The organism is Mycobacterium sp. NGS69 (assembly GCF_059812165.1).
In genome coordinates this window covers 47075-73817 of the sequence record NZ_JCALCD010000007.1, presented here as the reverse complement: position 1 = coordinate 73817, position 26743 = coordinate 47075, and the positions used below count along the sequence as shown (strand labels likewise).

Below are 26743 nucleotides of genomic sequence, written 5' to 3'. Positions count from 1 at the left end.
GCGTGCAACTGCGCACGCTCGCGGCCCGAAGGAATCAGGCCAGGTTGGATCGGCGGGGGTAGGCGACGGCCGGGTCGGTGAGCACGTTGACGACGGCGGGTAGGCCGCTGGCGAAGGCGCGCTCCAGCGCGGGCCGCAACTCGGCGGGCGCGGACACCAGTTCGTCGTGGGCGCCGAGGGCGCGCGCGACCTCGTCGTAGCGGGTGCCCGGACGCAATTCGGCCACCACCGAGTAGCCGTACAGCGCCTCCATCGGGTGCTTCTCCAGCCCCCAGATCCCGTTGTTGCCGACCACCGACACGACCGGCACGCCGTGCCGGGCCAGGGTGTCCCATTCCATCCCGCTGAAGCCGAAGGCGCCGTCGCCCTGCAGCAGCACGACCTGGCGGTCCGGCCGGGCCAGCTTGGCGGCCAGCGCGTAGGCGGGGCCCGACCCGAGGCAGCCGAACGGGCCGCTGTCCAGCCAGCAGCCCGGCAGGTAGCTGTCGATCACCCGGCCGGCATAGGACCCGAAGTCGCCGGCGTCGATGACGACGATGGCGTCGCGGTCCAGCAGCGGCGCCAGCTCCGCGTAGACCCGCATCGGATGCAGTGGGGTCCGGTCATCGGCCAGCTCGGCCTTCTCCTGGGCGCGCGCCGCGGTCTCGGCCGTGCGCAGCGCGGCGACCCAATCCTGGTGTGCGGCGCCAGGTGTCGCGGCGAGGGCCGACAGGATAGAACTCAGATCGCCGTACAGGCCCGCGGCGATGGGACGGGGATGCTCGCGGACGGGTTGGCCGCGGTCGGCGACGATCAGCTGGGTGTCCGGCCCGAACACCTTGCCGAAGCCCAACCGGAAATCCATTGGCACGCCGACGATCAGCGCCACGTCGGCCTCGCCGAGGGCCTTGCCGCGCACCCGTGAGAAGGCCATCGGGTGGTCGGCGGGCACCGCACCCCGGGCCATCCCGTTCATCAGCACCGGAATCTGAAGCTCCTCCGCGAGGCGCAGCAGCGCGGCCTCGCCGTGTCCCCACCAGACGTTGGTGCCCGCCATGATCACCGGCCGCTGCGCCGCCGCCAACAGGCCGACGGCACGGTCCAGGGCCACGGCGTCCGGGGCCGGGCCGGGCGGCACCGTGCCCAGGGCGCCGGGCCGGCCGTCGTCCTCGGACATCGAAAAGGCGTGATCCATCGGAAAGTCGACGAACCCGACACCGGACGGGGCGCCGACCGCCGCCCGCAATGCCTCGTCGACCAACCGGCCGGCGTCGTCGGCCGACTGCGCGGTGGCGGCGAATCGGGCCAGCGGCGCCACGAACGGCACATGATCGATCTCCTGCAGCGAGCCCATGCCCCAGCGCCCCGCGGGCGCCCGCCCGCCCAGAACCACGAGGGGCGACTGGTTCTGCTGCGCCGCCGCCATCGCGCTCATCCCGTTGGTGACGCCCGGCCCGGCGGTCAACGCCGCCACCCCGGGCAGCCTGGTCACCTTCGACCAGCCCTCGGCGGCGAAGGTCGCGGTTTGTTCGTGGCGGGTGTCGATCAGCCGGATGCCCTCGTCGCGGCACCCGTCGTAGATGGAGAACAGGTGGCCGCCCGATAGGGTGAACACGGTGTCGATGCCGCTGGCTTTGAGCCGGCGTGCGATGAGTCGGCCGGCATGTACGGTCTGGCTGGACGGAGCGTCGATGCTCATCCAGGCAGCCTATCGACAATCCCTCGGGTACCTTCGCCGAAGGATTTCGTGTCAGGCCTCGACCTTAAGGAGACATCGACCATGGGCCCGAAGCCGTTCACGCCGTCGATCAACTGGTCGGCGGCACCGATGGATTCCCTGCGGTGGGTCGCCATAGCCTGGGCGATCGGGGCGGTCTGTCTGCTCGCCGGGCTCGTGGCGTTCCGGTATCTGACGCCGTGGGGCCGGCAGTTCTGGCGGATCACCCGCGGATACTTCGTCGGCCGGTCGAGCGTCAAGGTGTGGGCGATGCTCGGCGTGCTGTTGCTGTCGGTGCTGCTCTCGGTGCGGCTCACCGTGTTGCTGAGCTACCAGGGCAACGACCTGTACACCGCGGTGCAGAAGGCCGTGCAGGGCATCGCGGCGGACGACGCCAACGTCAAACAGTCTGGGATTCATGGCTTTTGGATGTCGATCGGGATTTTCAGCGTGCTGGCGACGCTGTATGTCATCCGGTTCATGATCGACATCTATCTGACCCAGCGATTCATCATCGCCTGGCGCGTCTGGCTCACCGCCAACCTCACCGACGACTGGCTGGAGGGCAAGGCCTACTACCGGGACCTGTTCATCGACAACACCATCGACAACCCGGACCAGCGCATCCAGCAGGACATCGACATCTTCACCGCCAACGCCGGGGGCACCCCGAACATCCCGTCCAACGGGACGGGCAGCACCTTGCTGTTCGGGGCCGTCAACGCGGTGGCCTCGGTGATCTCCTTCGCAGCGATCCTGTGGCAGCTCTCAGGGAGTCTGGATCTTTTCGGCTTCGAGTTGCCGCGCGCGATGTTCGTCACGGTCCTGGTCTACGTGCTGGTCGCGACCGTGGTCGCGGTCTGGCTGGGCCATCCGCTGATCTGGCTGAGCTTCAACAACGAGAAACTCAACGCCGCATTCCGTTACGCGCTGGTGCGGTTGCGCGACGCGGCCGAGGCGGTGGGCTTCTATCGCGGCGAACGGGTCGAGCGGGCGCAGCTGTGGCGGCGCTTCACCCCGATCATCGCCAACTACCGCAAGTTCGTGCGCCGGACCATCATCTTCAACGGGTGGAACTGGTCGATGTCGCAGATCATCGTCCCGCTGCCGTGGGTGATCCAGGCGCCGCGGCTGTTCGCCGGCCGGATCGACTTCGGTGATGTCGGCCAGAGCGCGACGGCATTCGGCAACATTCAGGATTCGCTGTCGTTCTTCCGTAACAACTACGACGCGTTCGCCGCCTTTCGGGCGGCAATCATCCGGCTGCACGGGCTCGTCGACGCGAACAGCCAGGGCCGCGCGCTGCCGACGATCCTGGTCAAGCCGAGCGACGAGGCGACGGTCGAGCTGCGCGGTGTCGAGGTGCGCACGCCGGCCGGAGACCAGTTGATCGACCCGCTCGATGTGGCGCTCGACGACGGTGACTCGCTGGTGATCACCGGGCGCTCGGGCGCCGGCAAGACCACGCTGCTGCGCAGCCTGGCCGAGTTGTGGCCGTACGCCTCGGGGACTTTGTGTCGTCCCGAGGGCGACAACGCCACGATGTTCCTCTCGCAGTTGCCGTATGTGCCGCTGGGGAGCCTGCGCACGGTCGTGTGCTACCCGAACGAGCCGGGCGATGTCTCCGACGGCGAGTTGCACGACGTGCTGACGAAGGTGGCGTTGGCGCCGCTTGCGGCCCGGCTCGACGAGGAGCAGGACTGGGCCAAGGTGCTGTCCCCCGGTGAGCAGCAGCGTGTCGCCTTCGCCCGCATCCTGCTGACCAAGCCGAAGGCGGTCTTCCTCGACGAGGCCACCTCGGCGCTGGACGAGGGGCTGGAGTTCGCGCTGTACCAGCTGGTGCGCACCGAACTGCCGGACACCGTGTTGGTCAGCGTCAGCCACCGGCCCACCGTCGAGCAGCACCATGCGCAACAGCTGCACCTGCTCGGCGGTGGCGAATGGCGCCTGGGCCCGGTGGCGAAGGAACCGGCCGGGGTTTAGGCCGGCGAGTTTCGGCGAAGGCGCGGCGAGGCTGTAAATCCGCAGGGGTTTACTCGCACTTTCCCTGCGAAATTACAGGCTCGACGCAGCCGCGTGCGCTCCGGCGCGGCGCCCGAAGAACGAGCCCTCGCCCAGCTGCGTCCCGCTGGCATAACCCTTGCCGTCCTGGGCGATGTTGGATGCGCACGCCCCCACCGCGTACAGGCCGGGCACCACGCTGTCGTCGTCGCGCAGCACCTGCCCGTCCACGGACACGGCCAGCCCGCCGACGGTGAATCCGGCGTACATCGCCTTGCCCAGCGACATGTCGAACGCGCCCCACGGCCCTTTGTCTTGCGCCGCAAGGAATTCCGGCTGCTTGTGGAAATCGGGATCCTCGCCGCGGGCGGCGTGGGTGTTGTAGCGGTCCAGCGTCGCGACCAGGTTGCCCTGCGGAATGCCCAGCGCGGCTTCCATCTCGGGCACGGTCTCCCAGCCGTCGATCAGCGGCACCAGCGGCATCTTGGGATGCTCCAGGTGGGCCTCGTCGACGATCAGGAACGCCGCGCTGTCCGGCTGATCCATGATGAATCCGGCCGTGCGGGAGTGGTATGAGTCCTCGGCGACGAACCGCTGTCCGAGCTTGTTCACGATGATCCCGGTGAGCAGGATCGACGGCGGGTAGGGCGGCGCCGTGATGAAGATCTGATCCATGTGCTGGGTGGCGCCTCCCGCGGAGACGCCCATCCGGATGCCCAGGCCGTCGTCGTAGGTGTTGCCGAGCACGAAAGGCTTCTCGCCCAGCTTCGGGGTGTATTTGGCTACCATGTCCGGGTTCATCACGAAGCCCCCGGCAGCGATGATCACCGAGTTTGCCCTGATCGCACCGGTTTCGGAGAATTGCTTCCACGTCACGCCGGTCACGGCCCCGGCGTCGTCCACGATCAGCTGGCTGGCACCGGTCTCGTAGCGCACCTGCACGCCGAGGCTCGCGGCCCGCTTGAGGAGCAGGTCGATCACCATGCTGGCGCCGCCGGTGTCGCCCGGCACGGGCACCTTGTGGCCGCGCGGCGCCGGGACCGCCTGCTCCAGGAAGGGCCACACCTTCTCGTTGCCGGTGAACATCAACCCCTCTGTGTTGGGCTGGATCACTGCCTTGCCCGGAAAGTAGCTGCGCTCGAACTGAAAACCCAAGTCTTCCAACCAATTGAAATGCTCGACGCTGCCCTCGCAGTAGGCGCGAATCTTGTCGTGGTCCGGCTGCCGTGACACCGCGACGAGATACTTGTACATCTCCTCGGCCGAGTCGGGATGGCCGGTCGCCTCCTGCACGGCGGTCCCGCCGCCGAGGTAAAAGTGGCCCCCCGCAAGGGAAGTGGTGCCACCCGCCGCGGCCGCGCGCTCGAGCACCAGCACCCGCGCGCCCGCGGCCGCGGCACTGACCGCCGCGCACCCGCCGCCGATGCCAAAGCCGATCACCACCACGTCGACCTCGTCCGACCAGGAGGACACCGTGTCCGCGTTGACAGTTGCCGGGATCTCGGTGCTCATTGGCGCCACTCCTCTCCCCCGCAAGCGGGAGGTACCCCCACATCACTACGTTCTGCATCGTCGCCGGCGCGGCTCATTGCTGCTCCTGCTTGATGTAGTCGTAGAACGCCCTCATCTCCGGTGTGACGTAGGCGATCTCCAGATACGGCACCCCGGCCTGCCGCGCCGACACGTAGGCGAACTGGATGCCGCCGGGCATCACGCCCTGCTGCACGACCGGCGCGCCCTGCGCGGCGGCCTCCGCCAACGCTGCGTCGAATGCCTCCGGGCTCGGCGCCTCCGTGCAAATGTGGTGCAGACCGGGCCCGGATTCGCGCAAAAAGTCACTATAGATGTTCTTCCCGTGGACCGGTGAGATCAGCTCCAACTGCATGTCTCCGAGGTAGCTCAGCGAGATGCTGGCGACGAAATCGGCGGGCCTGCCGAGGTAGCTGCAGCTGTCCGGCGCAAAGTGCACCTCGGGTATCCGCACCCACTTCCGAACGCCTAACAGGCCGGTGAGGGCGGTTTCTGTGGCATCCAGGTCCGGGGTGACCCAGGCGATCTGCGTCGGCGATTGAGTGGGAAGGGTCATCGTCTCGCAGGATAGCCCAGCCGGCCGGCCACCAGAAAGGGCCGGCAAGGCTTTGCCGCGAGCGGCAGGGTCGACCGTGCAAAAAGGCCGGTGAACACGTTCTAATTCGATGGGTCAGTGCTGGGTGAGTGGCGGGTCAGTGCTGGGTCAGCACGTCCACCAGCAGCCGCAGCTGGGTGTCGAACACCGCCGCCGGATCGGTCAGGGTGTCGGCGCCGTATTGCCCGAACACCTCGAGGTTGATGGCGCCCAGCACGCCCGCCCACAGCAGGAAGCACTTGGCGGTCACCAGGTCGTCGCCCGGAAACCCGAACTCGTGGCGAATGCGTTCGAAGTCGGACGACATCGGTTGCGGCGCCAGGTCGTTCGTCAGGCGGATATCGCCGGTCGCAATGCCGGCGGCCACGGCGTCGAAGAACGCGCCCACCACGCGGGTGCCGGCGGGAACCGTGCGCTCGGCGGGCGCGTGATAGCCGGGGACGGGGCTGCCGTACAGCAGGGCCCAGCGGGCGGGGTCGGCCACGGCCCACGCCCGGGCCGCCCGCGCGATGGCGATGACGTCGTCGCTCCACGCCTCACCCGCGGTCTCGCGGGCCCGGTCCACGCTGTCGGCCAGGTCGGAATAGGCGTCCACCAGCAGCAGGGTCAGCAGCTCGTCGCGGCTGGACACGTACCGGTACACGGCCGAGGACACCATGCCCAGGTCGCGGGCTATCGCGCGCACCGACAACCCGGCGGCGCCGGCTTCCGCCAGCTGGCGCCGGCCAAGTTCGATGATTCGCGCCTCGATCTGCTCCCGCGACTCCTGGCGTTTGCCCACGCGGCCAGTCTGACACAACCGAGAACACCGCTCTTGCTTTTTGGCGGCGGCTGTGGCAGCGTGTCCGACACAGAGAGCACCGCTCTCGCATCTCCAGGGAGGACCTACCATGGCCACGCGCTACGAAGAACCAGGTCGCGTTGCCCGCGCCGGCAACGCGGTGATCCGCTGGCTCGCCGAGCTGGGCATCAGCATCGCCGGGACCCGGGCGCTGCGCGTCCGTGGCCGCAAGAGCGGGAAAGCGCGTGCGGTGGTGATCAACCTGCTCACGATCGACGGCGTGGACTACCTGGTCTCCCCGCGCGGCAACACGCAGTGGGCCCGCAACGTGAGGGCGGCGGGCGTCGTCGAGGTTGGTCCGCGCTGGCGGCGGCGACGCGCCCACGTCACCGAGGTGGGCGACGCGGCCAAGCCCGAGGTGCTGAGGCGCTATTTGGCCCGCTGGTACTGGCAGGTCAAGGACTACGTCGGCGGGTTGACGCCGGATTCCACGGATGAGCAGCTGCTCGCCGGCGCACCCTCGATTCCGGTGTTCGTGCTCAAGCCGGCCGGGTAGGCGGGATCAGCGGGGGTTGGGCGTCGCCCCGAGATCCTGGCGGACCTGGTCCGAGGTGGCCCGCCACGACACGGCCGCGGGCAGATCGCCCCAGACGCTGTTGAAGATCCCGACGATCTCCCCCGGGCCGCCGTTGGGCGCCAGGTACACCGGTCCCCCGGAATCGCCCCGCTGGCTCTGGACACCGTGCGACATGGTGAACCAGCCGTTGTTGACGCTTTCCACGGTGCCGCAGGTCTCGCCGGTGACGACGCCGAAATGGCACACCGCCTGGCCCGGCGCAAGCGCCAGGGCCGGGTTGGATTCCAGCGGGCGCCCGCCCGGTAGCACGTTGTTGGCCGTCACGCCGCTGTCCAGCACGATCGCCTCGTAATCGTTGATCGACTGGTCGGTGGCCACGGTGGTGCCGCTGGGCGTGTTGTCGCGGAACGTGGCCTGACGGCCGATGACGTTGTGTTCGCGGTCGTAGACGACCCCGCTGCCGCGGCAGTGCCCGGCGGTGAACGCGATCTTCAGGCCCGGGTCGACGTAGGCGAGGGTGCACAGGCGATTGTCCTGGTGGATCTCCATGCCGGGAAAGACCACCGGGGGGTCCGCTTTGGCCTGCAGGGGCGGCAGCCACGATGCGACTGCCAGGACGGATGCCGAGGCGGCGAATGCGTGCAGTGCCAGGCGGCGCATGATGAGCTCCGATCCCTCCGTGAAATGCCGACCCGAAGGGTGACGTTACGGCTTGATCTCACCCCTCGTTGATCTTTTCGCACTTGACGGCGTTGGCGTTACCCCGGCGTGACCAGTGGCACAGCGCCGTCGGTCCGCTCCGCCCCGCGCGGTACCCAGCCCGGCGGCCCGAATACGTAGCCCAGCCGATCCCGCAGGCGGTTTGCCGATCGCCAGTCGCGGGCGATGGCGACGTATTCGCGGGTCTGCAGCTTCCAGATGTTGAACGTGTCGACCTGCTTGGTCAGGCCGTAATGGGGGCGGAACAGTTCGGGCTGGAAGCTGCCGAAGAGCCGGTCCCAAATGATGAGGATGCCGCCGTAGTTCTTGTCCAGATAGACCTGGTCCATCCCGTGGTGCACCCGGTGGTGCGACGGGGTGTTGAAGACGAATTCGAACGGCCGCGGCAGCTTGTCGATGCGCTCGGTGTGGATCCAGAACTGGTAAATCAGGTTCAGCGACCAGCTGAAGTACACCATCCAGGGCGGGAGTCCCAACAGCGGCAACGGAGCCCACATCAACACCTCGCCGCTGTTGTTCCACTTCTGGCGCACCGCCGTGGCCAGGTTGTAGTACTGGCTGGAGTGGTGGGCCTGGTGCGTCGCCCAGATCAGCCGGACCCGGTGCGCGATGCGGTGGTAGCCGTAGTACAGCAGGTCGACGCCGACGAGCGCGACGACCCAGGTGTACCACTTGGCCGGCGAGAGGTGCCACGGCGCCAGGTAGGCATAGATCGCGGTGTAGCCAAGCAGGGCCAACGCCTTCCAGCCGGCGCTGGTGGCGATCGAGACCAGGCCCATCGAGATGCTCGTCCACGAGTCGCGGGTCAGGTACGCGCCGGCTCCGGGCCGCTCCTCGGCCTCGCTGCGCTGCAGCTTGCGGGCCGCGGTCCATTCGATGGTCAACAGCAACAGGAAGAACGGGATGGCGAACAGCACCGGGTCGCGCACCTGCGGGGGCAGCGCGAACCAGAACCCGATGACAGCATTCACACCGATAGATTACGACCATCGGCCGACTCTGGTAACGGCCCGTACCAATGAGGTGTTGAGCACTTGGCCGCAGTGCTGGTAATCGGCTCGGGGTTCGCCGGGTTATGGGCGGCCCTCGGCGCGGCCCGGCGGTGCGACGAGCTCGCCATCCCGGCGGGCAGCGTCGACATCACCGTGGTGAGCGCCCAACCCTTCCACGACATCCGGGTGCGCAACTACGAAGCCGACCTGACGCCCTGTCGAATCCCGCTCGCCGGCCTGCTCGGCCCCGTCGGCGTTGCGCACGTCACCGCCGAGGTGACCGGCATCGACACGGGCGCTCGCACGGTCACCACGTTGGGCGGCGCGACGCACGGCTACGACCGGCTGGTGGTGGCGTCGGGCAGCCACGTCGTCAAGCCCGCCATCCCGGGGCTGCGGGAGTTCGGTTTCGACGTCGACACCTACGACGGCGCCGTTGCGTTGCAGCGCCACCTACGCGAACTCGCCGACGACTCGCCGACGCCGGCGGCGGCCACCGTCGTCGTGGTCGGTGCGGGACTGACCGGCATCGAGGCGGCCAGCGAGCTGCCGATTCGGCTGCGCGCCTTGTTCTCTCAGCGAGGCGCCACCCCGCGCGTGATCCTGGTCGACCGCAACCCCCTGGTGGGATCCGACATGGGGTCCTCGGCGCGTCCGGTGATCGAACGGGCCCTGTCCGGCAACGGAGTCGAAATCAGAACGGGCACAGGCGTCGCCGAGGTGACCGAGCGGCGCGTGACGCTGTCCTCGGGGGAGCAGCTCGAGGCGGCCACCGTGGTGTGGTGCGCGGGCATGCGGGCCAGTTCGCTGACCGAGCAGCTCGGTGTGCCACTCGACCGCCTGGGCCGGGTGCAGGTCGACGACTACCTGCGGGTGCCCGGCGTGCCCGGGGTTTTCGCCGCGGGCGACGTGGCCGCCGCGCGGATGGACGACGAGCACCTGTCGGTGATGTCGTGTCAACACGGGCGCCCGATGGGCCGCTACGCCGGCTACAACGTCATCAGCGACCTGTTCGACGAGCCGATGCTGGCACTTCGAATCCCTTGGTACGTAACGGTTCTCGATCTCGGTCCGGCGGGGGCCGTCTACACCGAGGGGTGGGATCGGCTGGTGGTTTCGACCGGGCCCGAGGCCAAGGCCACTAAGCAGACGATCAACGCAAGGCGCATCTACCCCCCGCTGAGCGGCAGCCGGCCCGAGTTGCTGGCCGCCGCCGCGCCGGAACTGCAGGCCCGCCCCTGACCACCCGGTCGGGTCAGTCCGCCTGCGCCTTTTCCCCCGCGTACCACTGCACCGCGCGGACGCCCGGCTGCAGCGAGAGCTCCGCCACCAACCGCTCGAGCTTGGCCGGTGTGGGGCCGTCCATCAGCAGGTGCGCGGTCAGGGTGAGTTCGTCGTCGGCGGCGTGCCCGGTGTGGATGCCGCGCAGCGTGATGTCGTTGCCGCCGGCGTGCTGGACGATGTGGGCGCGGGCGTACTTTTCGGACTTCGGGCGACAAACCACCTGCACCAGGTAGGGCTGCAGGCCCTCGTCTTCCTCGGCGACGTCCTCGCGGTCGATCAGCCGTCCCAGCGGGCGCCCGAACAGGTGGATGGCGACCACGGTGCCGGTGGCGATCGCGGTGAACACCAGGTGCCCCGAGGCGGCCAGCACGCCCACCGCGGCCGAGCACCACAGGGTCGCGGCGGTGTTGAGGCCGCGGACGTTGAACCCGTCGCGCAGGATCACGCCCCCGCCGAGAAACCCGATCCCGGACACCACGTAGGACGCGACGCGGGTGGGGCTGCTGTCCTCGGTGACGACGGAGTAAAGCACGAACAGCGTCGCGCCGCCGGCCACCAGCGCGTTGGTGCGCAACCCGGCCATCCGGGCCCGCCACTGCCGCTCCAGCCCGATCAAGGCGCCGCAGCCCACCCCGACGCCGAGTCGGAGGGCGAATTCGGCGACGCTCAACGTCGTCATGGCACCGCACCTCCTTCCCCCAACGGACGGCGGCAGCTAAGCACGCTCAGGTAAACGGCAGGTGGACCGCCCCCGCTCGGGTCGCCTGGTCGTCACGCCGCCGCAACCGGCGGGCCATCCGGCGCTAGGCTTTGGAAAGTTGGTGCGGGCAATAGAATTTCGCGGAGATCATCGCGAAGTTGGACGCGTTCTCCATGTCCATGCCCGGGTTGTGGGTCTTCACGTCGTGCACCAGCTCCAGGCCCGACTCGCCGTTGTTCAGGCAAGTGCACACCGCTTTGCCCGACGCGACGGCCGCATCCGGGCTGGAGTAGTTGATGCCGACCTGGTGCAACGCTGCCAGGAAGCCCGCGTCGTCACCCTGCGGCGGCGGGGGCGGATCGGCGTGCGCGGGTACGGCGAGGCCGAACATCATGGTCGCGGTGCCCGCGAGTGTCAGCAGTAGTTTGTTCATTGGTTGCTCTCCCGATTCGGTTGCGGCCTAACCCATTTGCGCGTCTGAGGGGACGACTTGTGGCTTGTCGCCCTTTCGGAGGTGCACCGCGTGGATGCCGGGCTTCTTGGCCAGCTGCTCGAGCAGGGCGTCGAGGCCTTCCTGGTCGACGTTGTGGTGCTGCACGCTTTCGGGCTGCTCGGATATTTGCGCCACCAGCCGCTTCAGGTTTTCCGGCGAGTGGGCGTCCTTGAGGTCCTTGATGGGTTTGATGCGTCCGCGCACGCCGGCGCCGCTCAGCGCGCTGGGAGCCCCGGCGCCGAAGGCGCTGCCCAGCATCCCGGCCACCGACATGGCACTCAGCAGCCCGCCCTCGCCGAGCGCGGCCGCCGGCACGGCGTCCGGCCCGGCGGCCGACAGTGCGGCGGCCACCGTCCGGATGGCCGGGGTGGACGTGGCCCAGCTCGGCGGGACCGACAGGTTGCCGACCAGCGTGCCGGCATTGCCCATGCCCGCCGAGACGGCGTTGTACAGGGTGCCGCGGCCGAAGCCCAACGCCCCCAGTCCGGCGCCCAGCGCGTCTTTGGGGAGCGCCCCGTAGGCGACGGGTGGGGCGAACTTGAGCCACTGCGACACGGGGAAGTTGATGAGCAACCCGATGTCGTTGAACTGCGTGGTGAGGCCCAGCGGGACTTTCACCGCGTTGTACATGGCCATGATCGTCGTGGCCCCGCTAGGCCCGAACAGGCCGTTCAGCAGGGCGGTGACGGTCGCGGTGTAGGAGGTGCTCAGGTTCGCGCCGGTCTGCAGCAGCCAGGACAGTGGGCCCCCCGCCGTCGTCAGCGACGAGGACAGGGACGAGACGATCGACGAAGCGTTGCCGGCCGAGGTCCCGGCGGCCTGGGTCAGCGCCGCCGCCTGGCCGGCCAGCCCGCCGGCGTTGGTGATCGTCGGCGCCTCGGTGAACGGCGTGACGTTGGAGGCGGCCGCCGAGGAGCCCGCATAAGTGTCCATGGCCACGGCGTCCTGGGCCCACATCTCGGCGTACTGGATCTCGGTCGCCGCGATCGCCGGGGTGTTCTGCCCGAAGACGTTGGTCGCCACCAGCTGGGCCAGTTGGCTGCGGTTGGCCGCGATCTCAGTCGGCGGCACGTGCGCGGCGAACGCCGTCTCGTACGCGCCGGCCGCCGCGGTGGCCTGGGCGGCGGCCTCGGCGGCCTGCGCGGCGGTGCCCTGCATCCAGGCCAGATAGGGCGTGACTGCGGCGGCCATGCTGAACGATGAGGGGCCCACCCAGGAGCCGCTGGTCAGGCTGTCGATCACCGACGTATAGGAGGACACGGTGGACTGCAGTTCGCTGGCCAGCCCCTCCCACGCGGCGGCGGCCTGGCGCAGCGAGCCCGATCCGGGGCCGGCGTACATCCTTCCCGAGTTGAACTCGGGCGGAAATGCTGCGTAGAACATCGGCTACTCCCCTTGCCTGGTGTCGGTCATGGCGTCAGTCCTCCAGCGCGGGGATGACGATGATGGTGGCCGCCGCGGGATCAGCCGCGACGGCACCGCCCAGCGAGGCCGCGGTGGCGCCGCCGGTGCCGGCGGACTGGAAGGCCGCGGCCCCAACCGCGCGTCCGGCCAGGCTGGACAGGGCCATCTGGCTGAACACGCCTTCCTCCCCGGCGAGCGAGGCGACCGGCGCGGCCGCCGCATTGGCGGGCAGCACCTGGGCGAGCGTTTTGATGGCGGGCGCGGCCTCCGTCCAGCCCTGCGGCACCGACAAGCCGCTGACCAGGGCCGCCTTGCCCATGGCGCCCTGCGCGCCGACGGCCGAACTCAACATCGGCTTGACGGCGCTGGCGCCCTGCGTCAGCGGCGCCAACGCGCCGCTGATGGCCTTCGGGCCGGCCAGGTAGGCCGCTGCCCCCTGCCCGTTCTGACCCCAGGCGTAGGCCTGGCCGAACGACAGGAACGGTCCGCCGGGTATGGCCGTCCATCCCTGTAGGGAGTACGGCCCCGTGAGGGTCGACCAGATGGTGTTCCAGCTCGTCAGGTCGCTCCCCAGGCCCGCCGGCAAGGACGACGTCGACGGCAGGTTGACCAGCTGCGGCAGGGCGAGCCCCGACAACAGGTTGGTCGAACCCGTCGTCGGCGAATTCAGCAAGCCGCTGCCGAGGCTTTGCAGCGCGGTCGGGAGGGAGTTGATCAGTTGCGACAGCTGCGTGCCGATGTTTAGGCCGCTCGCGCCGCTGGTTTGGGAGACCGCGGCCGCCTGCGCCGGCGCGCCCGCAGCGTTGGTGGTCTGCGGCGGCTCGGTGAACGGCGTCAGCGTCGACGCGGTCGCCGACGAGGCCGCGTAGGCATACATCGCGGCGGCATCCTGGGCCCACATCTCGGCGTATTGGGCCTCGGTGGCCGCGATCGCCGGGGTGTTCTGTCCCAGGAAGTTGGTGGCGATCAGCGTCATAAGCAGGGCCCGGTTGGCGGCGATCACCGGCGGGGGCACCGTGGCCGCGAACGCCGTCTCGTAGGCGCCCGCGGCGATCTTGGCCTGGCTGGCCGCCTCTTCGGCCTGGGCGCCCGTCGCGCTCATCCACGCCACGTATGGGGAGGCCGCCGCCGCCATCGCGATGGACGACGGCCCGGTCCACGGTCCGGCCGCCAGAGTCTGGATCGTCGAGCCGTAAGCGGCGGCTGTCGACTGCAACTCCGTCGCCAACTCGTCCCAGGCCGCCGCGGCTGCCAGCATCGGCCCCGACCCCGCGCCGACATACATCCGTCCGGAGTTGATCTCCGGTGGTAGCGCACCGAAATCCAACATCTATTTCCTCCCGCTCCCCTGAGTGGCCGCCATGGTAGGCGCGGCTTTCCGCCCCGTCCGCACCCACGCGGCAGCTCTAATGAAATCCATGGAATCCGCCGTTGAATTCATGCGCTGATTTGACGTGTATGAAGACAACAGGGTTCCACACTCCCATTCAAAATGTGTCAGAGGCGGCGGTCCGCCCGGCGTTAGGCGCCGCTGACCTAATGTAGCGATCATCGTGATCGAAACGTATTCGCGACGCGTTCCCGGGATGTAATAGTAAGGTAAACGACGAGTGTCAGAGGCCCCTTGTGCCTGTGAGAATGCTGCTCATCAGCTACGACATTTCTGTGTCGAATGCCTTGTCCAGCTTACTCGAAGGCGATATCCAGCAAGCGGTCAGGAACGGGCCTTAATTTGTCTGAATGTGAACACGATCTGTCGACAGAACGCCGCCGTCCGCCTGCTCTACGCATCCGAATCGGTGCAATTAATACGCCGCGCCGTCCTTATTGCACTGCGTTAAGCAATTAACATATTCGTCATGTGGTGAGTGTGAGGGCTCGTCGAGCTCGCGAAACGGCAATTTCCATGTTAGCTCGCGCGTCCACCGCAATTCTTATGAAATGCATTCAAGCCCGGCACGCTCCGACGGCACCGTCGGCGCGGCGATGTTGCCGCCGGCCCCTCCGCGCCCGTTGCCCAGGTGCATCCGCCTGGACACAGCCGCGTCGGCGGCCACCGTCGCCGAATCGAAAGTTTGTCGTCATCCGGTGCTCCCCTAAATTTCACCTAGCGTACGCATTCGTTGCTGCCCGAACGCTGATTTGCTGCTGGAAGTTTGCTGTGAGCGGCTTTGGCCGATTCGCTGTGGCCACCGCGCCGCAGCGCTGCCCGGCGGTGTGATCGCGAGGTTGCGGAAAGCTCAATCCGCGCGGGCGCCGCCTGTGAGGCGGCGCCCGGCGACCGGTCCTAGCCGGCCGCCGGGGGGCGCGCGACGAAGGTGGGGCGGAAGCCGTACTGCGGCATGGCCCGCCCGTAGGGTTGCACACCGGTGGGCCCGATCGGCATCCCGGGCATGCCGGCCGCCATGGCCGGGGGCGCCACCATGGGCGTCCCGCCGAGCGACGACGCCAGCGGCCCGGCCAATGGCGCGGGTGCGGTCCAACTCGGCGGCACCGATAGCGCTCCGATCATCGGCGCGTGCCCGAGCCCGGCCGAGACGCCACTGCCGACGCCCCCGACGGCGGGGCCCGCGACCGCCTCACCGATCGCGCCGTCGATCGCCTGGCCGGCCGCGTCGGCCGCGTCGGCGGCGGCCCCCTGGCCCAGCAGGCTCAGGAATGGCGCCAGCGTGTTGCTGGGCATGTAGAACCCGGACGAGAAGGCGGTGTTCCAGATGTTGGCGTTGGGTCCCCACTCGGCCCAAAGGTTGTCCAGCGTCGCGGATCCCGACCCGGACCCGGTGAGGAGCCCCATGATCTCCGCCGCCGGAGTCTGCGACGACGCGGGCGACGCCAGCCCCTGCAGCGCGGAGGGCAGCGCGGACATCAGCTGCGACATCGTGCTCTGCTGAGCGCCGGCCGGGGTGGCGACGGCTTGGGCCACCGCCGCCGACTGCGCGCTCGGCCCGCCGGGGCTGGTTGTCCGCTGCGGCTCGGTGAACTGGCTCAACTGGGTGGCGACCGCGGACGAGGCGGCGTAGCCGTACATCGCGGCGGCGTCTTGGGCCCACATTTCGGCGTACTGGGCCTCGGTCGCCGCGATCGCCGGCGTGTTCTGGCCGAGGATGTTGGTGGCGATCAGCGCCATCAGCTGGGCACGGTTGGCCGCGATGACCGGCGGGGGCACCGTCTCGGCGAACGCGGCCTCGTAGGCCGCCGCGGCGGCCTCGGCCTGTACCGCGGTCTGCTCGGCCCGCTCGGCCGTCGTACCCAACCAGGCCGCGTACGGCGCGGCGGCGGCGGCCATCGCCACCGATGCCGGGCCGTGCCATTCCTCACCGGTGAGCGCGGCCAACACCGCGCCGTAAGACGATGCGGTGGAGCGCAATTCGGCCGCGAGCCCATGCCAAGCCGACGCGGCGGCCAGCATCGGGCCCGAGCCCGTCCCGGTGTACATCCGGCCGGAGTTCACTTCCGGTGGAAGCGTCGCGAAATCGAGTGCGGCGGTCATCGTCGGCCCCCTCCCCTAACGCGCCGCGATTGTGGTGGTGTGCGTGCTGAAACGTGTTGTGGCTACGGCAAAGTCGCGGGCCACATCAGCGAGCGCCGCCGGACGTGCGAAGACAAGCGACATCGGACTACTCCTCACGTGAAGAGGGTGATCCGGGCCGGCCGGCAATGGTGGCTGGTATCAGCGCGATCCACCGGCGCGATCCGCTAGGCGGACGCGTCGGTACGAGGTCTGGCGGGGTGAGCCGTTCAGACAGTCAGAAAGGGGCCGGGGCCGGATCGAATCGAAATGGTCGATCTGGAATACGGACTATCGCCGAGACTCATTTCGCTCTCACCTCCTCACGGCCTGGGCACACGGGGATGCCTTCGACTCGCACACGGGGAGAAGGGCCCGGGCTGGGACTCCCGGAGACCACACCCCTCTCGTCAGAGCTTTGGCACCACACGGCGTATCCGATTCAGCCGAGCCGGAAGCCACTTGGGCTCAACCCTTAAGCCGGGAGGAGCTGTCCTGACCCTGGGCGTCTTTCGACGTTCGAGGTCAGTGGCCTGTATCCGTGCAGACGCCTCACCTAGCGAGGTGCTTGCAGAGGCCATGGTGGCACCCGGCTAGTCGATAAGTCAACCCAGCTGCAACGCGTTTGCAACAGTCCGGCCGTCACCCGGCGGCCGGTGGGCGCGGCATCACGGTCACGCGGAAGCCGTAGCGCGGGCCGTGGCCGTAGCCTCCCGCGGCCGTGGCGGCGGGCATGCCCGGCATACCCGGAATCGGTGCCGCTCCGGCCGGCACCGCGCCAGCGCCCGGACCGACCGCGTTGGTCCAGCCACCGCCGGCGAACGTTGCCCCCGCGTGGTTCTCCACCTGGGCGACGGCCGTCCAGGCCTGTGGCACCGACAATCGCCCCACCAAAGCCGCCTGGTTGGTGCCGGCCGAAAACCCGCTCAGGTCCGCGGCTCCCAGGCCGCCCGATCCCAACGCCATCCCGGCGGCTCCCGGCAGGGGCGTCCAAATGGCGTTCCCGGAGCCCGCGCCCATGGGCGGGAGCGCGGTCGCCGCGGGTTGTGCGGCCACCGACACCGCGTTGATGTCGGCCATCGCGGCCGTGACGGCCGGTTCGATGATGGCGGGGCTCACGTATCCGGCCGAGACGAACCCGTTGACGAACGAGGAGTTCAAGAACGTGCCGATCGCGTTGCCGTCTGCCCCGTCCAGGAAGTTCAGGATGGCGTCGAGTAGTCCCTGGCCCGGGATGGCCGCGGCGGGGTTCGCGATCCCCGACAGCGGTGACGAGAACCCTTGCAGCGCAGTGGGTATCGCGGACATCAGCTGGTCCACCGTCTGGCTGCCGGTGCCCGCCGCCGTGCCCGTGGCCTGCGTGACCGCCGACGCCTGGGCGGCCGGCCCGGCCGGATTGGTGGTCTGGACCGGCTGATCGAACGGCGTCAGCGTCGAGGCCGCCGCCGAGCTCCCCGCATAGCCGTACATCGCCGCCGCGTCTTGGGCCCACATTTCGCCGTACAGCGCCTCGGTGGCGGCGATCGCCGGGGTGTTCTGCCCGAGGAAGTTGGTCGCAACCAGCGCCGCGAGCAGGGCGCGGTTGGCCGCCACCTCCGCCGGGGGCACCGTCATGGCGAACGCGGCCTCGTAGGCCGCCGCCGCGGCCGCCGCCTGAGCGGACGCCTGCTGGGCGAGCGCCCCGGTGCTGGTCATCCACTGGACATAGGGCGCCGCGGCGGCGCCCATCGACGCGGCGGCCGGCCCCATCCACTCCTCGCTCGTCAGCCCCGTGATGACCGCGTCGTATGAGGCCGCCGTCGAACCGAGCTCCGCACCGAGCGCGGCCCAGGCCGTCGCGGCGGCCATCATCGGCGCTGAGCCCGGCCCGGCATACATGCGGGCGGAGTTGACTTCTGGTGGTAGTGCTCCGAAATCCATTGCCAACACCTCCCTTAACCGGCCGTCACGGTTTCGGCGGCATGCACGGTTGCGTTGCGCGGCGATTTCCGTTGTGTTACAAAGAAATACATCGGACTACTCCTTAAAGAAGCTGATAGTCCGACCCGGTTCCGGGCAGGTGGCCGCCGAGCGATGTCGGGTGTTGCCGAATCAAACGGCGGCGAGCGCGCCGCGACCGGATCGGAAAGAAACGGTCGTTGTTCTCATGCGTTAATGGTCAACTCGGCCAGTGCGCCCACCTCCCGTCATCGCCCGAGGCGCTCACGGACGGGCGCCATGGTTGCCCGAATCGGGACGAGGCCCCGGCGAAAACCATGCGTAGGGCAAAAGCCGCCTGATTTCTAGGCGTCTTGCGACGATAGACCTAAATCCCCTTCTCAAGACCCATTTCCGCGGGGAAACTGCGCTCGGCGATGAGCATTGAGGATCATGGTGGCACCGGTGCCAGCGCCCGGCAATGCGAACCGCTCACCCATTGGAAATTAATAGAAAGCTCATAGAAATCGCCGCGGGCCCCGACCGCCGCGTGAATCGCCACCTGCCCGGATGCCACCGAAAACGATTGGGGCCGTTGGCTAGTCAGAGTCGCGCCAGCGGTGTTACGACGACGGCTTCTTCTCGGCGACGGCCGTGCGGATGCCCTCGAGGAGATCCTCGGCCGTCAGCTCCCTGAACCTGAGCAGCTGGGCCTCGCTGAACTCGCCGCTGGTCAGCACCAAGTCGAGGTCTTCGTCGTCGAGCCGGAAACTGCGGTGGTCACGCGCCTTTTCCACGACATTGCGCACGAACCCGGCGTTGCCGAGCGTGTCGATACCGCGTATCAGATCCCCGTCTTCGGAGTAGCTCTCGTCGAGGTAGAACTTGGTGTACGACGGCAGCAACGCCTCGGCGGCCTCGTCGGTGATGACGTCCTCGTTCTCCCGCCCCATCAGCTTTGTCAGCGCGACGAGCTCGTCCGGCGTGTAGCTGAAGAACTCGATCACGGTCGAAAAGCGCCGCCGCAGACCCTGGTTCACCTCGAGCATCTTGTCCATCGCCTTGGCATAACCCGCGCCGAACACCACCAGCTCGTCGCGGTGGTTTTCCATGTACAGCAGCAGCGTGTTGATGATCGCGTTGCCGTAGGGGTCGCCCTGGTGATATCCGCTCTCGTGCAGCGTGTGCATCTCGTCGAAGAACACGGCTCCGCCCAGCGCCCCCTCGAGCATCTCCTCGGTGTTCTTCTCGGCATCGGCCATGTACCGCCCCAACAGCTTGGTGCGGCTGGTCTCCACCACCACGGGCTTGCGCAACACGGTGAGGCCGCACAGCTGCTTGGAGAAGGCCCGCGCGACCGACGTCTTGCCGGTCCCAGGCGGCCCCAGCAGCAGGGTGTGGCGCGAGGTCACCGGCACCGGGAGGCCCATCTTCTGCCTGGCCAGATTGACCTTGGTGGTCGACTTGATGAGCTTGATTTCCCGCTTGGCCCGTTCCATGCCCAGCATCGCGTTGAGCTCGGCGTCCCCCTCGGCGAGATATTTGGCGGCCTCTTGCGCGTGGCGGGCGGCCTCCGTCTGCGCGCGCGTCGGCGCGCTGTCCGGGTCCCACGGGTCGGTGCGCGCCTCGATCGTCTCCGGATCGGTCAGCACCAGCCGATAGTTGGGGTTGTCCAAGGCTTCTCGGGCCGGGGCGAACTTCGGGTCCCGCGAGTACACCCGGCGCAACAGCTCGACGGCCTCGTCCTCGCGGCCGACATGCCGCAGGCACATGCCCTGCGTGTACAGCGCGATGTTGGCCGCGCCCGGCACCCGGTCACCCTCGACGGCGTCCTGGCCGCGCCGGAAGGCCTCCTCGAACACCCCCAGCGAGGCCAGCGCGGTGGTCGCCATCGCGGCTCCCGCGGCCTTCAGCTCGGGGTGCCGCCAGGTCTTGCCCTCGGGAAATTGAACGAGCACGTCGGGCCACCGGCCGGTGCGGAAGTACAGCACGCCGCGCACGTACTCGACGACTTCCTCGTCGAAAGGATGCCGGGGCTCGACGCCGTCGAGCAGCTTCGCGGCTTCCCCGTAGCGTTTCGCCTCGGCGAGCACGGCCGCGTACGCGCAGGCCAGCGACTCGACGCTGGTGACGGCCAGCCGGAGAAACAATCCGTCCGAGATCTCGGGCCGAAATTGCAGGTCCGTCACCCCGAGGCGGCGGGTCTCCCAACCGAACGTCCGGACCGCGGCCCACGCGCCGGCCAGCACCTCGAGGCTCTGCTCCCCGGCCAGCATCCGCGCCAGCCAGGCGTCACACATCCCCGGGTCGAGCGTGGTGGCCGTGTTGAACATCTGCGCAGCCACCTGCGGGTTGTGGCTGGGCTGCAGCCCGTTGACCGAAATTCCGGACGCCAAGAGCCCGGCGACCATTGCGTTACGGGCGTCTTCGGCGGTCGACTGCGAGCGCGTCATTGCGCGACGGGCACGCTCGCTGCGCTCTCCCGCTCCTGACCGACCGACAGCACGAGATCATCGTCGTCGAGCAACGGACGGCTCGGGACGATTAAGAGCGGGTGGGCCGCCGGGGCGGGCAGGCTGGCGCGGACCGCCGCCAATTGGCGGCCGGTGAGCCGGTTGAGTCCCGACCACACGCTCCTGGGGAGGCGGCGCTCGCTGTGGTAGCGTACCCAGCCCGACAGCTGCGGCCGGCCGCCGCTGGTGACGAGCCGGATCGTGACGACGGCCGCGCCAACGTCGGGCTGCAACAGGTCTTCCAAGGTGTCGGAAGTGATGTCCGACGGGGTCAACCAGAAGCTGGCGGCGAAGCCGTTGAAGTGCTTGAGGTGCCGCCATCCGGGGCGACTCCAGGTCGGCTCGAGGTCGGCCAGCACCGCGCTGTCGACCTCGGCGAGCTCGTCGGCGGTCAACGGCCGGGCCACGCAATTCTGCCCATCGAGGTCTTGGGCGAGCCGCTCGGTGGCCGCCACCAGGGTCGACGCCAGCGAGTCGCGGGCCGCCACGGCGGCGACGTTGCGCTGCGGGTTCATCCGCAGCACCAGCCACGTGCGGCGCACGTAGGAGGCGGGCTGGTCGCTCACCACGCCCCACTCCTCGGGTCCCCAGTCGTCCAGCTTGGACTTCTCGGCCGCCCTGGATTCGGGGCCGCCACGGCGCACCTTCATCGTGACGATGTCGATGGCGTCGAGGTGGATGTCGAACTGGCGCAGGCCGTCGGCGACGGCGTGCACCGGCAGGATTGCCGCCGTGTTCCGGTGCCGGTGGCGCCCGGAATCGTCGTCGCCGCCGTCCACCGCGATCACGCTCACCAGGTGGCCGTCGTACTGGCGCACGCCGACCCGGTCGCGCCCGAACCGGCGCTGGTGGTCAATCGCCGGCGTGCAGCCCGCCGTCAGCGCGGTGCCCGGATCGGCCGACCAGTCCCACAGCCAGGTGGCCAGGCCCGAGGTCACGGTGAGGCCGTGGTGGGTGACCACGGACAGCAGCGTGACCCCCGCCGCAAGGCCAACCCCGACCCAGAACGCGATGTGGTGCTCCCCCTGCCAGGAGGCCGGGCAGTGGCTGGCCACCAACAGGATCAGGATGTCGACAATGAACACCGCGGTGACCCGCGGCCACGACAAAGATAATCCGAAACTTCGCTGCGCCTTCATTGCTATTGCTGCTCCGACCTCATTGCTGCTTCCGTGTTCGCTTCATGAACACTGCTATACCGAACACGGCGCCGCCGATCAGTAATGCTGCGGTCAACCCTCCGGCTGCCACCCATACTGGCACCATATCCCGGTGCGGGGCCGCTTTAGGAATGTTCAGCGGTGCCGACAGTTGCTGCGGCGGCTTTGGCGGGCCTTCCGGTACGTCCCACGTCAGGGCCGCCACCGGGTCGATGACACCGTAGCCGACCTGGTTGTCGACCCCGCGTGCCGGCGCGCGGGCGGTGCGCTCCAACCGGTTGATGACCTGGTACGCCGATAGCTGGGGGTACTTGGCGCGGACCAGGGCGGCCACCCCGGACACGATCGCCGTCGAGAAACTGGTGCCGGCCGGAACCAGCAGCGAGTTGTCCGGGCCGTCGATGGCGTTGATCAAACCGTCGTCGCGCGGCGAGAGCCCGATGACGTCGGTGCCCGGCGCGGCGATGCCCACCCAGGGTCCCGCGACGCTGGTCGAACCCTGGCCCTGACCGCCCTGGGTGAGCGGCCGGCCATCGTTGTCGACCGCGCCCACCGTCAGGACGTAGTCGCTGAACCAGGACGGCGTCACCACGGTGCCCACGCCGCTCCAGTCCCGGGGATCCTTCGGCTGCATGGGATCGAAGGCCGGGTTCTGCTTGCAGTCCTTCTTGCTGGTGTCGCCGGCCGCCGCCACGATGACGACGTTCTTGTCGACCGCCGCGTAGCGCACGGCGGCGCCCAGCGACCGCTGATCGATGATGTTGCGCGAGCTCATGCAGGTGACGTCGGAGATGTTGATCACCGTGGCGCCCAGGTTGGCGGCGTGCACGATCGCCCGCGCCATGGTCTCGACGTCGTCGATCTTGGCCCGGGTCTGCGGGTCCTCATCGCCGGTGTAGGCGTCCTTGAGGCCGAAGGCCTGGCTGGACTGCCGGATCGCGATGATGTCGACGTCCGGGGCGATTCCGCTGTACGCGTCGGGCGCCGACGCCGGGACCGGGGGTGCCGGCGGTGGCTTCGGCGGGTCGAGCGGACGCGGGTTGACCGGGTTGTCGACCGCGATCACGTGCCCACCGCCGGAATGGCCGGGTATGGTCACCGTCCCGCCGCCGTGGCTGGCCGCCGGTGCCTGACCGGGCCCGGCTTGGGGTCCCCCGGGCGGCGCGCCCGGACTGGCCGGACCCGCCGGTGCGGGCGGACCAGCCGGCGCGGCCGGCGGCGCCCCGAACGGCCCCTGCGGAGGTGCCTCCGAAGGGGGCGGCGCGGGCACCATCGTCACGGTCTGGGGCAGCGGCGACAGGGTCACCGTCTGCGGCGGCGGCGCTTTCGGGGGCGGCTCCGTGGTGGGTATGGTGACCGGCTTGCGGGGCGCCGCGGGCGGCGTCGCCGCGCCGTTGGCCGGGGCCGCACCGATCATCGACGCGACGATGGTGCCGTGCGCGTCGCAGTCCGACAGCCCGTCGCCCGACATGATGTAGTCGCCGCCCGGGATGAGGTGCGGAAAGCGGGGGTGCGGCGTCACACCGGTGTCGATGACGGCGACCTTCTGCCCCGCGCCGCGGCCGAACTGCCAGGCCTCCTGGAGATTCAGCATGTCCATGTACTTGGGCTGCAGCCGGAAGTCGCTGCCCGGCAGCACGCCGACCTCGGTGCAATAGGAGTTCTGCTTCATCGGCGCCGGCGGCCCGGGCGGGCCGTCGGGCGGCACCGCCGCCGGGTCAACCGTCGGCGGCGATACCGCGTACGCGGGAGGCAGACCGGCTAATGCACCTGAGGTGAGCAGGAGTGCGGCGACGGTCGCGCGGGGTGCGCGACCGCGCCACACCTTGCTGCTAGCGATAACGGATCGCCGCATAGACATTCATCAGCCACAATGCCAACGGGAAGATCGGCATCAGGCACAGGTACTCGATGTATTCCACGAACTTGCGGAACAGCGGGCTGTAGATGGTGTTGGGCACCACAGCCGCGGCCGTCATGCCCGCCGCCGGCAGCAGGACCAGGATCGCCACGCTGATCGACACCGCCAGCGGAGACTGCAACCCCAGCGCGTAGCGAATCACGATCGCCGCGACGATGAGGACCGACGTCGCGGCCAGGCTGATCGCCTGCCAGCGGTCCACGTACGAGCGGCCGCGCAGCATCAGGAAGCCGGCGGCGAAGCCGGCCAGAATGAGCGGCAGCCACCGCTGGAAGGTGTGCGGGTCCGCCAGCGCGGTCAGCGACACGATCATCAGCACCCCGAGCCCAAGCAGCAGGCCGGAGAGGAACGAGCGGGCGCGCTCGGCCTGCAGCACCACGTCGCGAACCGACGCAGGACCCTCCAGGACCGGAGCGCCGCCGTCGGCGCGCACCACGGTGGTCGGCAGGTCCGGTCGCGCCTCGAACACCCACCGGCTGGTCGCCGACGGGAACACGGGCAGCCGGATGCCGGCCAACCGGCGGGACAGCGCCGGCGCGGACTGGTAGCCCAGCACGCAGACCAGCACCACGCAGGCGAAGTTGGTCACCGCGCTGGTGTTCGCCACCATCCGCGCCAGGCTGGCGATCGCCGCCACGGCGCTGATGGTCACGATCGCCGTATATATGGCCAGTCGGCGACCGGTGAAGCGCAGGATGAGCGACGCCCCAATCGCGAGCACGCCGAAGCCCAGCACCGCTTGCGGCGAGCCGACGCCGCCTGGCGGGGACGACGCCGCGGCCACCGTGAGCGGCGCGAGGCCGCTCAGCAGCATGATGTCGGCGATCAGCCGGTCCGAGTCGGTCTTCGCCCGCATCGCCAGCATGATGGCCACCGACAACGCAATCGCGGCGATGATCGACGAGTAGACCGTGGGCAGCCAGGAGTTGTGGTGCCAACGCCACCAGCCGAGCAGACCCGACGCCGCGGTCACGCCGATCGCGACCATCGACGCGCCGACCTGCACCGCGACGACCGGGTCGATGGCGGCGAACCGCTTGCTCAGGTTTGCCGAGACCGCCGTGGAGATGTGCTCGATGACCTGCGAGCGGTGCTCGGTGTCCGGCAGGAACCGGATCCACAGCCGGTCGCCGTCGTAGATGTCCTGCTCGGTCAGCGACTGCGTGGCCCGCAGCGGCGTGCCGTCGACGAGGCACAGCGCCCACCTGCCGCGGCCGGTGGCCTCCAGCGGGGTCTCGCCGAGCTCGCGCAGCCGGCTGTTGACGACCTTCAACAGCGGGTCGGTCATCACCGAGACCGGGGCGTTGGCGTCGAGCAGGACGCCGATCTGGACACCCTCGCCGGCCATGACGCCGACGACGACCGCCCGAGGCTGGGCGATGCCCTCGATTTCTGCCTGTAAGGCGTCAGCTACTCCGGCCGATGTCATCGCCCAGCACCCCCTGTCGTTTTGAATGTGTAACCCCGTGTCGCCGAGGCGCCGCGGCCCCCTGAGAGGTACAGCTCGACCAATTCGGATTTCATCTGCCTCGCCTTGAGTTAAGGGTCGTGGTGACACTGCTTTGAAGATTTGCTGATGATTCTAGAGAAGTATGCCGTCTTCGCATCCCGACCGCATGTTGTCTGCAAAAGCGTTGGTGAAGTTTATGTTTCACACGTATGTCAGACCCTGCTGTGCGTTTTCCACTCGCCGTAGGGCAGCGTGTCCAGCACGGTCTTGACGCCCACCTGCACCAGTTGGGGCGTCGCCGGGCAGATTGCCAGCCACGCCTCCCCCGAACCCGCCGTGCGCGCTTGCTGGTACAGCGCGATGCGGCCGCCCGAACCGTCCTTCAGCGACAGGACCGAGGCGCTCGGGCCCTTGGCGTCATCCCGATACTGGCGCGCGTACACCGCAACCTCGGCCGCGGGGTCCGACAGCGCCTGACCGAGGGCGGCAACCGTCGCGGCGCTGATGCCCATCCGTCGCAGATCGCCCCCGGAGAAGACATTGAAGCCGGATTCCTGCCAGGACTTGGTCGCCTCCAGCATTTCCTCCAGCGGCACGTTGACCGCGTTGATCGCCGCGGGCTCCGCGTGGTGAATCGACTCCAGACCGTCGATCACCAGCGACGCGATTGAGGCGCTGTCCGCGACGGCGACGTCGTCGACGGTGATGTCGCTGCCCACGCGGACCGCCGAGACCCAGTGCTGGCCGCGGCGGGCGAGCACCACGCGGAACTCGTTGTCGGGGATGTCGCGCGAGCCGGGGGGCTGGTTCTCGTCGTCGACGACTCCGTAGAGCAGCTTGCCCCGCGACAGCAGGGCGACAACCTCGAGATCGGGCGCGGCGAGGACCCGCATTCGAGCCGCGACCTGTTCTTGCACCTCGTCGCCGACCACGATGCCCTGCTCACGCATCACCGCCATTCCGGGGTGCTCGTTGAGCCAGTCGCTCGAGTCGGTCGACACGAACGGGCGGCATCGCAATTCAGGCGCGACGTGGCGAATGTCGAGCAGCGCCTGAAGCATCCAGAAGCCGTCGACGTTGACGGTGATGTCGGTGCGGGTGCTCTGTTGGTCCATCGATAGCCTCAGAAGTGGTCGAAGTTACGGAAACCGCAGGACGCGGCAGCACACCTATTATGTGGTGTGCTGCCGCGCCTGAAGTTGCGAGCTAGGCCCAGCTGGAGCCGACGGCGCTGTCCGTGCTGGACATGTTGCTGCCGGCCGACTGCACCTTCTGGCCATGAGCGTTGGCCTGCTCGTAGATCACCTGGAAGTTGCGACCCAACTGGGTGATGAACTCCTGGCAGGCCACCGAACCGGCGCCACCCCAGAAGTCACCAGCGGCCAGCACATCGCGAACGATGGCCTGGTGCTCGGCTTCCAACGACGCGGCCTGGGCGCGAATCGTCGCACCATGGGCGTCCACATCGCCAAACTGGTAATTGATTGTCATATCGGTGTTC

General features: G+C 68.9%; 21 protein-coding genes and 1 riboswitch. Of the genes, 3 read left to right on the top strand and 18 right to left on the bottom strand.

The annotated features are described in order from the left end of the window. Positions 1-34 precede the first annotated feature (34 nt). Complete coding sequence (locus AC5Y2S_RS20790) at positions 35-1678, bottom strand: acetolactate synthase (protein WP_499958066.1); 1644 nt, start codon at positions 1676-1678, stop codon at positions 35-37. A gap of 81 nt (positions 1679-1759) precedes the next feature. Between AC5Y2S_RS20790 and bacA the strand changes: the two genes are divergently transcribed. Then, positions 1760-3679 (top strand): vitamin B12 ABC transporter pemease/ATP-binding protein BacA, encoded by a 1920-nt coding sequence (gene bacA, locus AC5Y2S_RS20785; protein WP_499958065.1) that lies wholly within the window; start codon positions 1760-1762, stop codon positions 3677-3679. A 72-nt stretch (positions 3680-3751) separates the two neighbouring features. On the opposite strand, the gene AC5Y2S_RS20780 is transcribed toward bacA, so the two are convergent. From AC5Y2S_RS20780 to AC5Y2S_RS20770, 3 genes are all read right to left on the bottom strand, one after another. Further along, entirely contained in the window at positions 3752-5209 is a 1458-nt protein-coding gene (locus AC5Y2S_RS20780; protein ID WP_499958064.1) for an FAD-binding protein, read from the bottom strand. A 73-nt stretch (positions 5210-5282) separates the two neighbouring features. Then, the gene (locus tag AC5Y2S_RS20775) at positions 5283-5783 is read right to left on the bottom strand and encodes a VOC family protein (protein WP_499958063.1); all 501 of its coding nucleotides are present in this window, start codon (positions 5781-5783) and stop codon (positions 5283-5285) included. A gap of 136 nt (positions 5784-5919) precedes the next feature. After that, positions 5920-6603: a TetR/AcrR family transcriptional regulator gene (locus AC5Y2S_RS20770; RefSeq protein ID WP_499958062.1), complete on the bottom strand. Its 684-nt coding sequence runs from the start codon at positions 6601-6603 to the stop codon at positions 5920-5922. 109 nt (positions 6604-6712) lie between these two features. Here AC5Y2S_RS20770 and AC5Y2S_RS20765 point away from each other — a divergent pair, with 109 nt between their 5' ends. Further along, complete coding sequence (locus tag AC5Y2S_RS20765; protein ID WP_499958061.1) at positions 6713-7159, top strand: nitroreductase/quinone reductase family protein; 447 nt, start codon at positions 6713-6715, stop codon at positions 7157-7159. Positions 7160-7165: 6 nt separating this feature from the next. On the opposite strand, the gene AC5Y2S_RS20760 is transcribed toward AC5Y2S_RS20765, so the two are convergent. Together AC5Y2S_RS20760 and AC5Y2S_RS20755 are read right to left on the bottom strand one after the other, a co-directional pair. Then, positions 7166-7840: an Rv1815 family serine proteinase gene (locus AC5Y2S_RS20760; protein ID WP_499958060.1), complete on the bottom strand. Its 675-nt coding sequence runs from the start codon at positions 7838-7840 to the stop codon at positions 7166-7168. A 98-nt stretch (positions 7841-7938) separates the two neighbouring features. Then, the gene (locus AC5Y2S_RS20755) at positions 7939-8871 is read right to left on the bottom strand and encodes a sterol desaturase family protein (RefSeq protein ID WP_499958059.1); all 933 of its coding nucleotides are present in this window, start codon (positions 8869-8871) and stop codon (positions 7939-7941) included. A 63-nt stretch (positions 8872-8934) separates the two neighbouring features. Between AC5Y2S_RS20755 and AC5Y2S_RS20750 the strand changes: the two genes are divergently transcribed. Continuing rightward, positions 8935-10134 carry an NAD(P)/FAD-dependent oxidoreductase gene (locus AC5Y2S_RS20750; protein ID WP_499958058.1) on the top strand — a complete coding sequence of 400 codons (1200 nt, stop codon included), beginning with the start codon at positions 8935-8937 and terminating at the stop codon, positions 10132-10134. Positions 10135-10147: 13 nt separating this feature from the next. Here the strand turns inward: AC5Y2S_RS20750 and AC5Y2S_RS20745 are convergent, their stop codons facing one another. The 12 genes from AC5Y2S_RS20745 to AC5Y2S_RS20690 form a co-directional block, all read right to left on the bottom strand. Then, complete coding sequence (locus tag AC5Y2S_RS20745; RefSeq protein ID WP_499958057.1) at positions 10148-10855, bottom strand: MgtC/SapB family protein; 708 nt, start codon at positions 10853-10855, stop codon at positions 10148-10150. A gap of 124 nt (positions 10856-10979) precedes the next feature. Beyond that, positions 10980-11309 carry a DUF732 domain-containing protein gene (locus AC5Y2S_RS20740; protein WP_499958056.1) on the bottom strand — a complete coding sequence of 110 codons (330 nt, stop codon included), beginning with the start codon at positions 11307-11309 and terminating at the stop codon, positions 10980-10982. 27 nt (positions 11310-11336) lie between these two features. Further along, a complete protein-coding gene (locus AC5Y2S_RS20735; protein ID WP_499958055.1) occupies positions 11337-12752 on the bottom strand; it encodes a PPE family protein in 1416 nt (471 codons plus the stop codon). 34 nt (positions 12753-12786) lie between these two features. Beyond that, entirely contained in the window at positions 12787-14103 is a 1317-nt protein-coding gene (locus AC5Y2S_RS20730) for a PPE family protein (protein WP_499958054.1), read from the bottom strand. A 957-nt stretch (positions 14104-15060) separates the two neighbouring features. Then, positions 15061-16263, bottom strand: coding sequence for a PPE family protein (locus tag AC5Y2S_RS20725; protein ID WP_499958053.1), 1203 nt, complete (start codon positions 16261-16263; stop codon positions 15061-15063). A gap of 413 nt (positions 16264-16676) precedes the next feature. Then, positions 16677-16852: riboswitch (M-box (ykoK) riboswitch) on the bottom strand. 71 nt (positions 16853-16923) lie between these two features. Next, entirely contained in the window at positions 16924-18201 is a 1278-nt protein-coding gene (locus tag AC5Y2S_RS20720) for a PPE family protein, SVP subgroup (protein ID WP_499958052.1), read from the bottom strand. A 620-nt stretch (positions 18202-18821) separates the two neighbouring features. Beyond that, positions 18822-20651, bottom strand: a complete 1830-nt coding sequence (gene eccA / locus AC5Y2S_RS20715; protein WP_499958051.1) for a type VII secretion AAA-ATPase EccA — start codon at positions 20649-20651, stop codon at positions 18822-18824. Next, positions 20648-21850 (bottom strand): type VII secretion protein EccE, encoded by a 1203-nt coding sequence (eccE, locus tag AC5Y2S_RS20710; RefSeq protein WP_499958050.1) that lies wholly within the window; start codon positions 21848-21850, stop codon positions 20648-20650. The genes eccA and eccE overlap by 4 nt, the downstream gene beginning before the upstream one ends. A gap of 19 nt (positions 21851-21869) precedes the next feature. Further along, positions 21870-23726 (bottom strand): S8 family serine peptidase, encoded by a 1857-nt coding sequence (locus AC5Y2S_RS20705; protein ID WP_499958049.1) that lies wholly within the window; start codon positions 23724-23726, stop codon positions 21870-21872. After that, positions 23704-25221 (bottom strand): type VII secretion integral membrane protein EccD, encoded by a 1518-nt coding sequence (gene eccD / locus AC5Y2S_RS20700; RefSeq protein ID WP_499958048.1) that lies wholly within the window; start codon positions 25219-25221, stop codon positions 23704-23706. The genes AC5Y2S_RS20705 and eccD overlap by 23 nt, the downstream gene beginning before the upstream one ends. Before the next feature lie 233 nt (positions 25222-25454). Continuing rightward, complete coding sequence (locus AC5Y2S_RS20695; RefSeq protein WP_499958047.1) at positions 25455-26357, bottom strand: ESX secretion-associated protein EspG; 903 nt, start codon at positions 26355-26357, stop codon at positions 25455-25457. A gap of 91 nt (positions 26358-26448) precedes the next feature. Further along, entirely contained in the window at positions 26449-26733 is a 285-nt protein-coding gene (locus tag AC5Y2S_RS20690) for a WXG100 family type VII secretion target (RefSeq protein WP_067013757.1), read from the bottom strand. Positions 26734-26743 lie beyond the last annotated feature (10 nt).

Coding starts and splice junctions, on each gene's coding strand:
- AC5Y2S_RS20760 (WP_499958060.1), bottom strand. CDS start 7,840: ATGCGCCGCCTGGCACTGCACGCATTCGCCGCCTCGGCATCCGTCCTG.
- bacA (WP_499958065.1), top strand. CDS start 1,760: ATGGGCCCGAAGCCGTTCACGCCGTCGATCAACTGGTCGGCGGCACCG.
- AC5Y2S_RS20790 (WP_499958066.1), bottom strand. CDS start 1,678: ATGAGCATCGACGCTCCGTCCAGCCAGACCGTACATGCCGGCCGACTC.
- AC5Y2S_RS20725 (WP_499958053.1), bottom strand. CDS start 16,263: ATGACCGCCGCACTCGATTTCGCGACGCTTCCACCGGAAGTGAACTCC.
- AC5Y2S_RS20780 (WP_499958064.1), bottom strand. CDS start 5,209: ATGAGCACCGAGATCCCGGCAACTGTCAACGCGGACACGGTGTCCTCC.
- eccD (WP_499958048.1), bottom strand. CDS start 25,221: ATGACATCGGCCGGAGTAGCTGACGCCTTACAGGCAGAAATCGAGGGC.
- eccE (WP_499958050.1), bottom strand. CDS start 21,850: ATGAAGGCGCAGCGAAGTTTCGGATTATCTTTGTCGTGGCCGCGGGTC.
- AC5Y2S_RS20765 (WP_499958061.1), top strand. CDS start 6,713: ATGGCCACGCGCTACGAAGAACCAGGTCGCGTTGCCCGCGCCGGCAAC.
- AC5Y2S_RS20705 (WP_499958049.1), bottom strand. CDS start 23,726: ATGCGGCGATCCGTTATCGCTAGCAGCAAGGTGTGGCGCGGTCGCGCA.
- AC5Y2S_RS20695 (WP_499958047.1), bottom strand. CDS start 26,357: ATGGACCAACAGAGCACCCGCACCGACATCACCGTCAACGTCGACGGC.
- AC5Y2S_RS20735 (WP_499958055.1), bottom strand. CDS start 12,752: ATGTTCTACGCAGCATTTCCGCCCGAGTTCAACTCGGGAAGGATGTAC.
- AC5Y2S_RS20740 (WP_499958056.1), bottom strand. CDS start 11,309: ATGAACAAACTACTGCTGACACTCGCGGGCACCGCGACCATGATGTTC.
- AC5Y2S_RS20720 (WP_499958052.1), bottom strand. CDS start 18,201: ATGGATTTCGGAGCACTACCACCAGAAGTCAACTCCGCCCGCATGTAT.
- AC5Y2S_RS20775 (WP_499958063.1), bottom strand. CDS start 5,783: ATGACCCTTCCCACTCAATCGCCGACGCAGATCGCCTGGGTCACCCCG.
- AC5Y2S_RS20745 (WP_499958057.1), bottom strand. CDS start 10,855: ATGACGACGTTGAGCGTCGCCGAATTCGCCCTCCGACTCGGCGTCGGG.
- AC5Y2S_RS20690 (WP_067013757.1), bottom strand. CDS start 26,733: ATGACAATCAATTACCAGTTTGGCGATGTGGACGCCCATGGTGCGACG.
- eccA (WP_499958051.1), bottom strand. CDS start 20,651: ATGACGCGCTCGCAGTCGACCGCCGAAGACGCCCGTAACGCAATGGTC.
- AC5Y2S_RS20730 (WP_499958054.1), bottom strand. CDS start 14,103: ATGTTGGATTTCGGTGCGCTACCACCGGAGATCAACTCCGGACGGATG.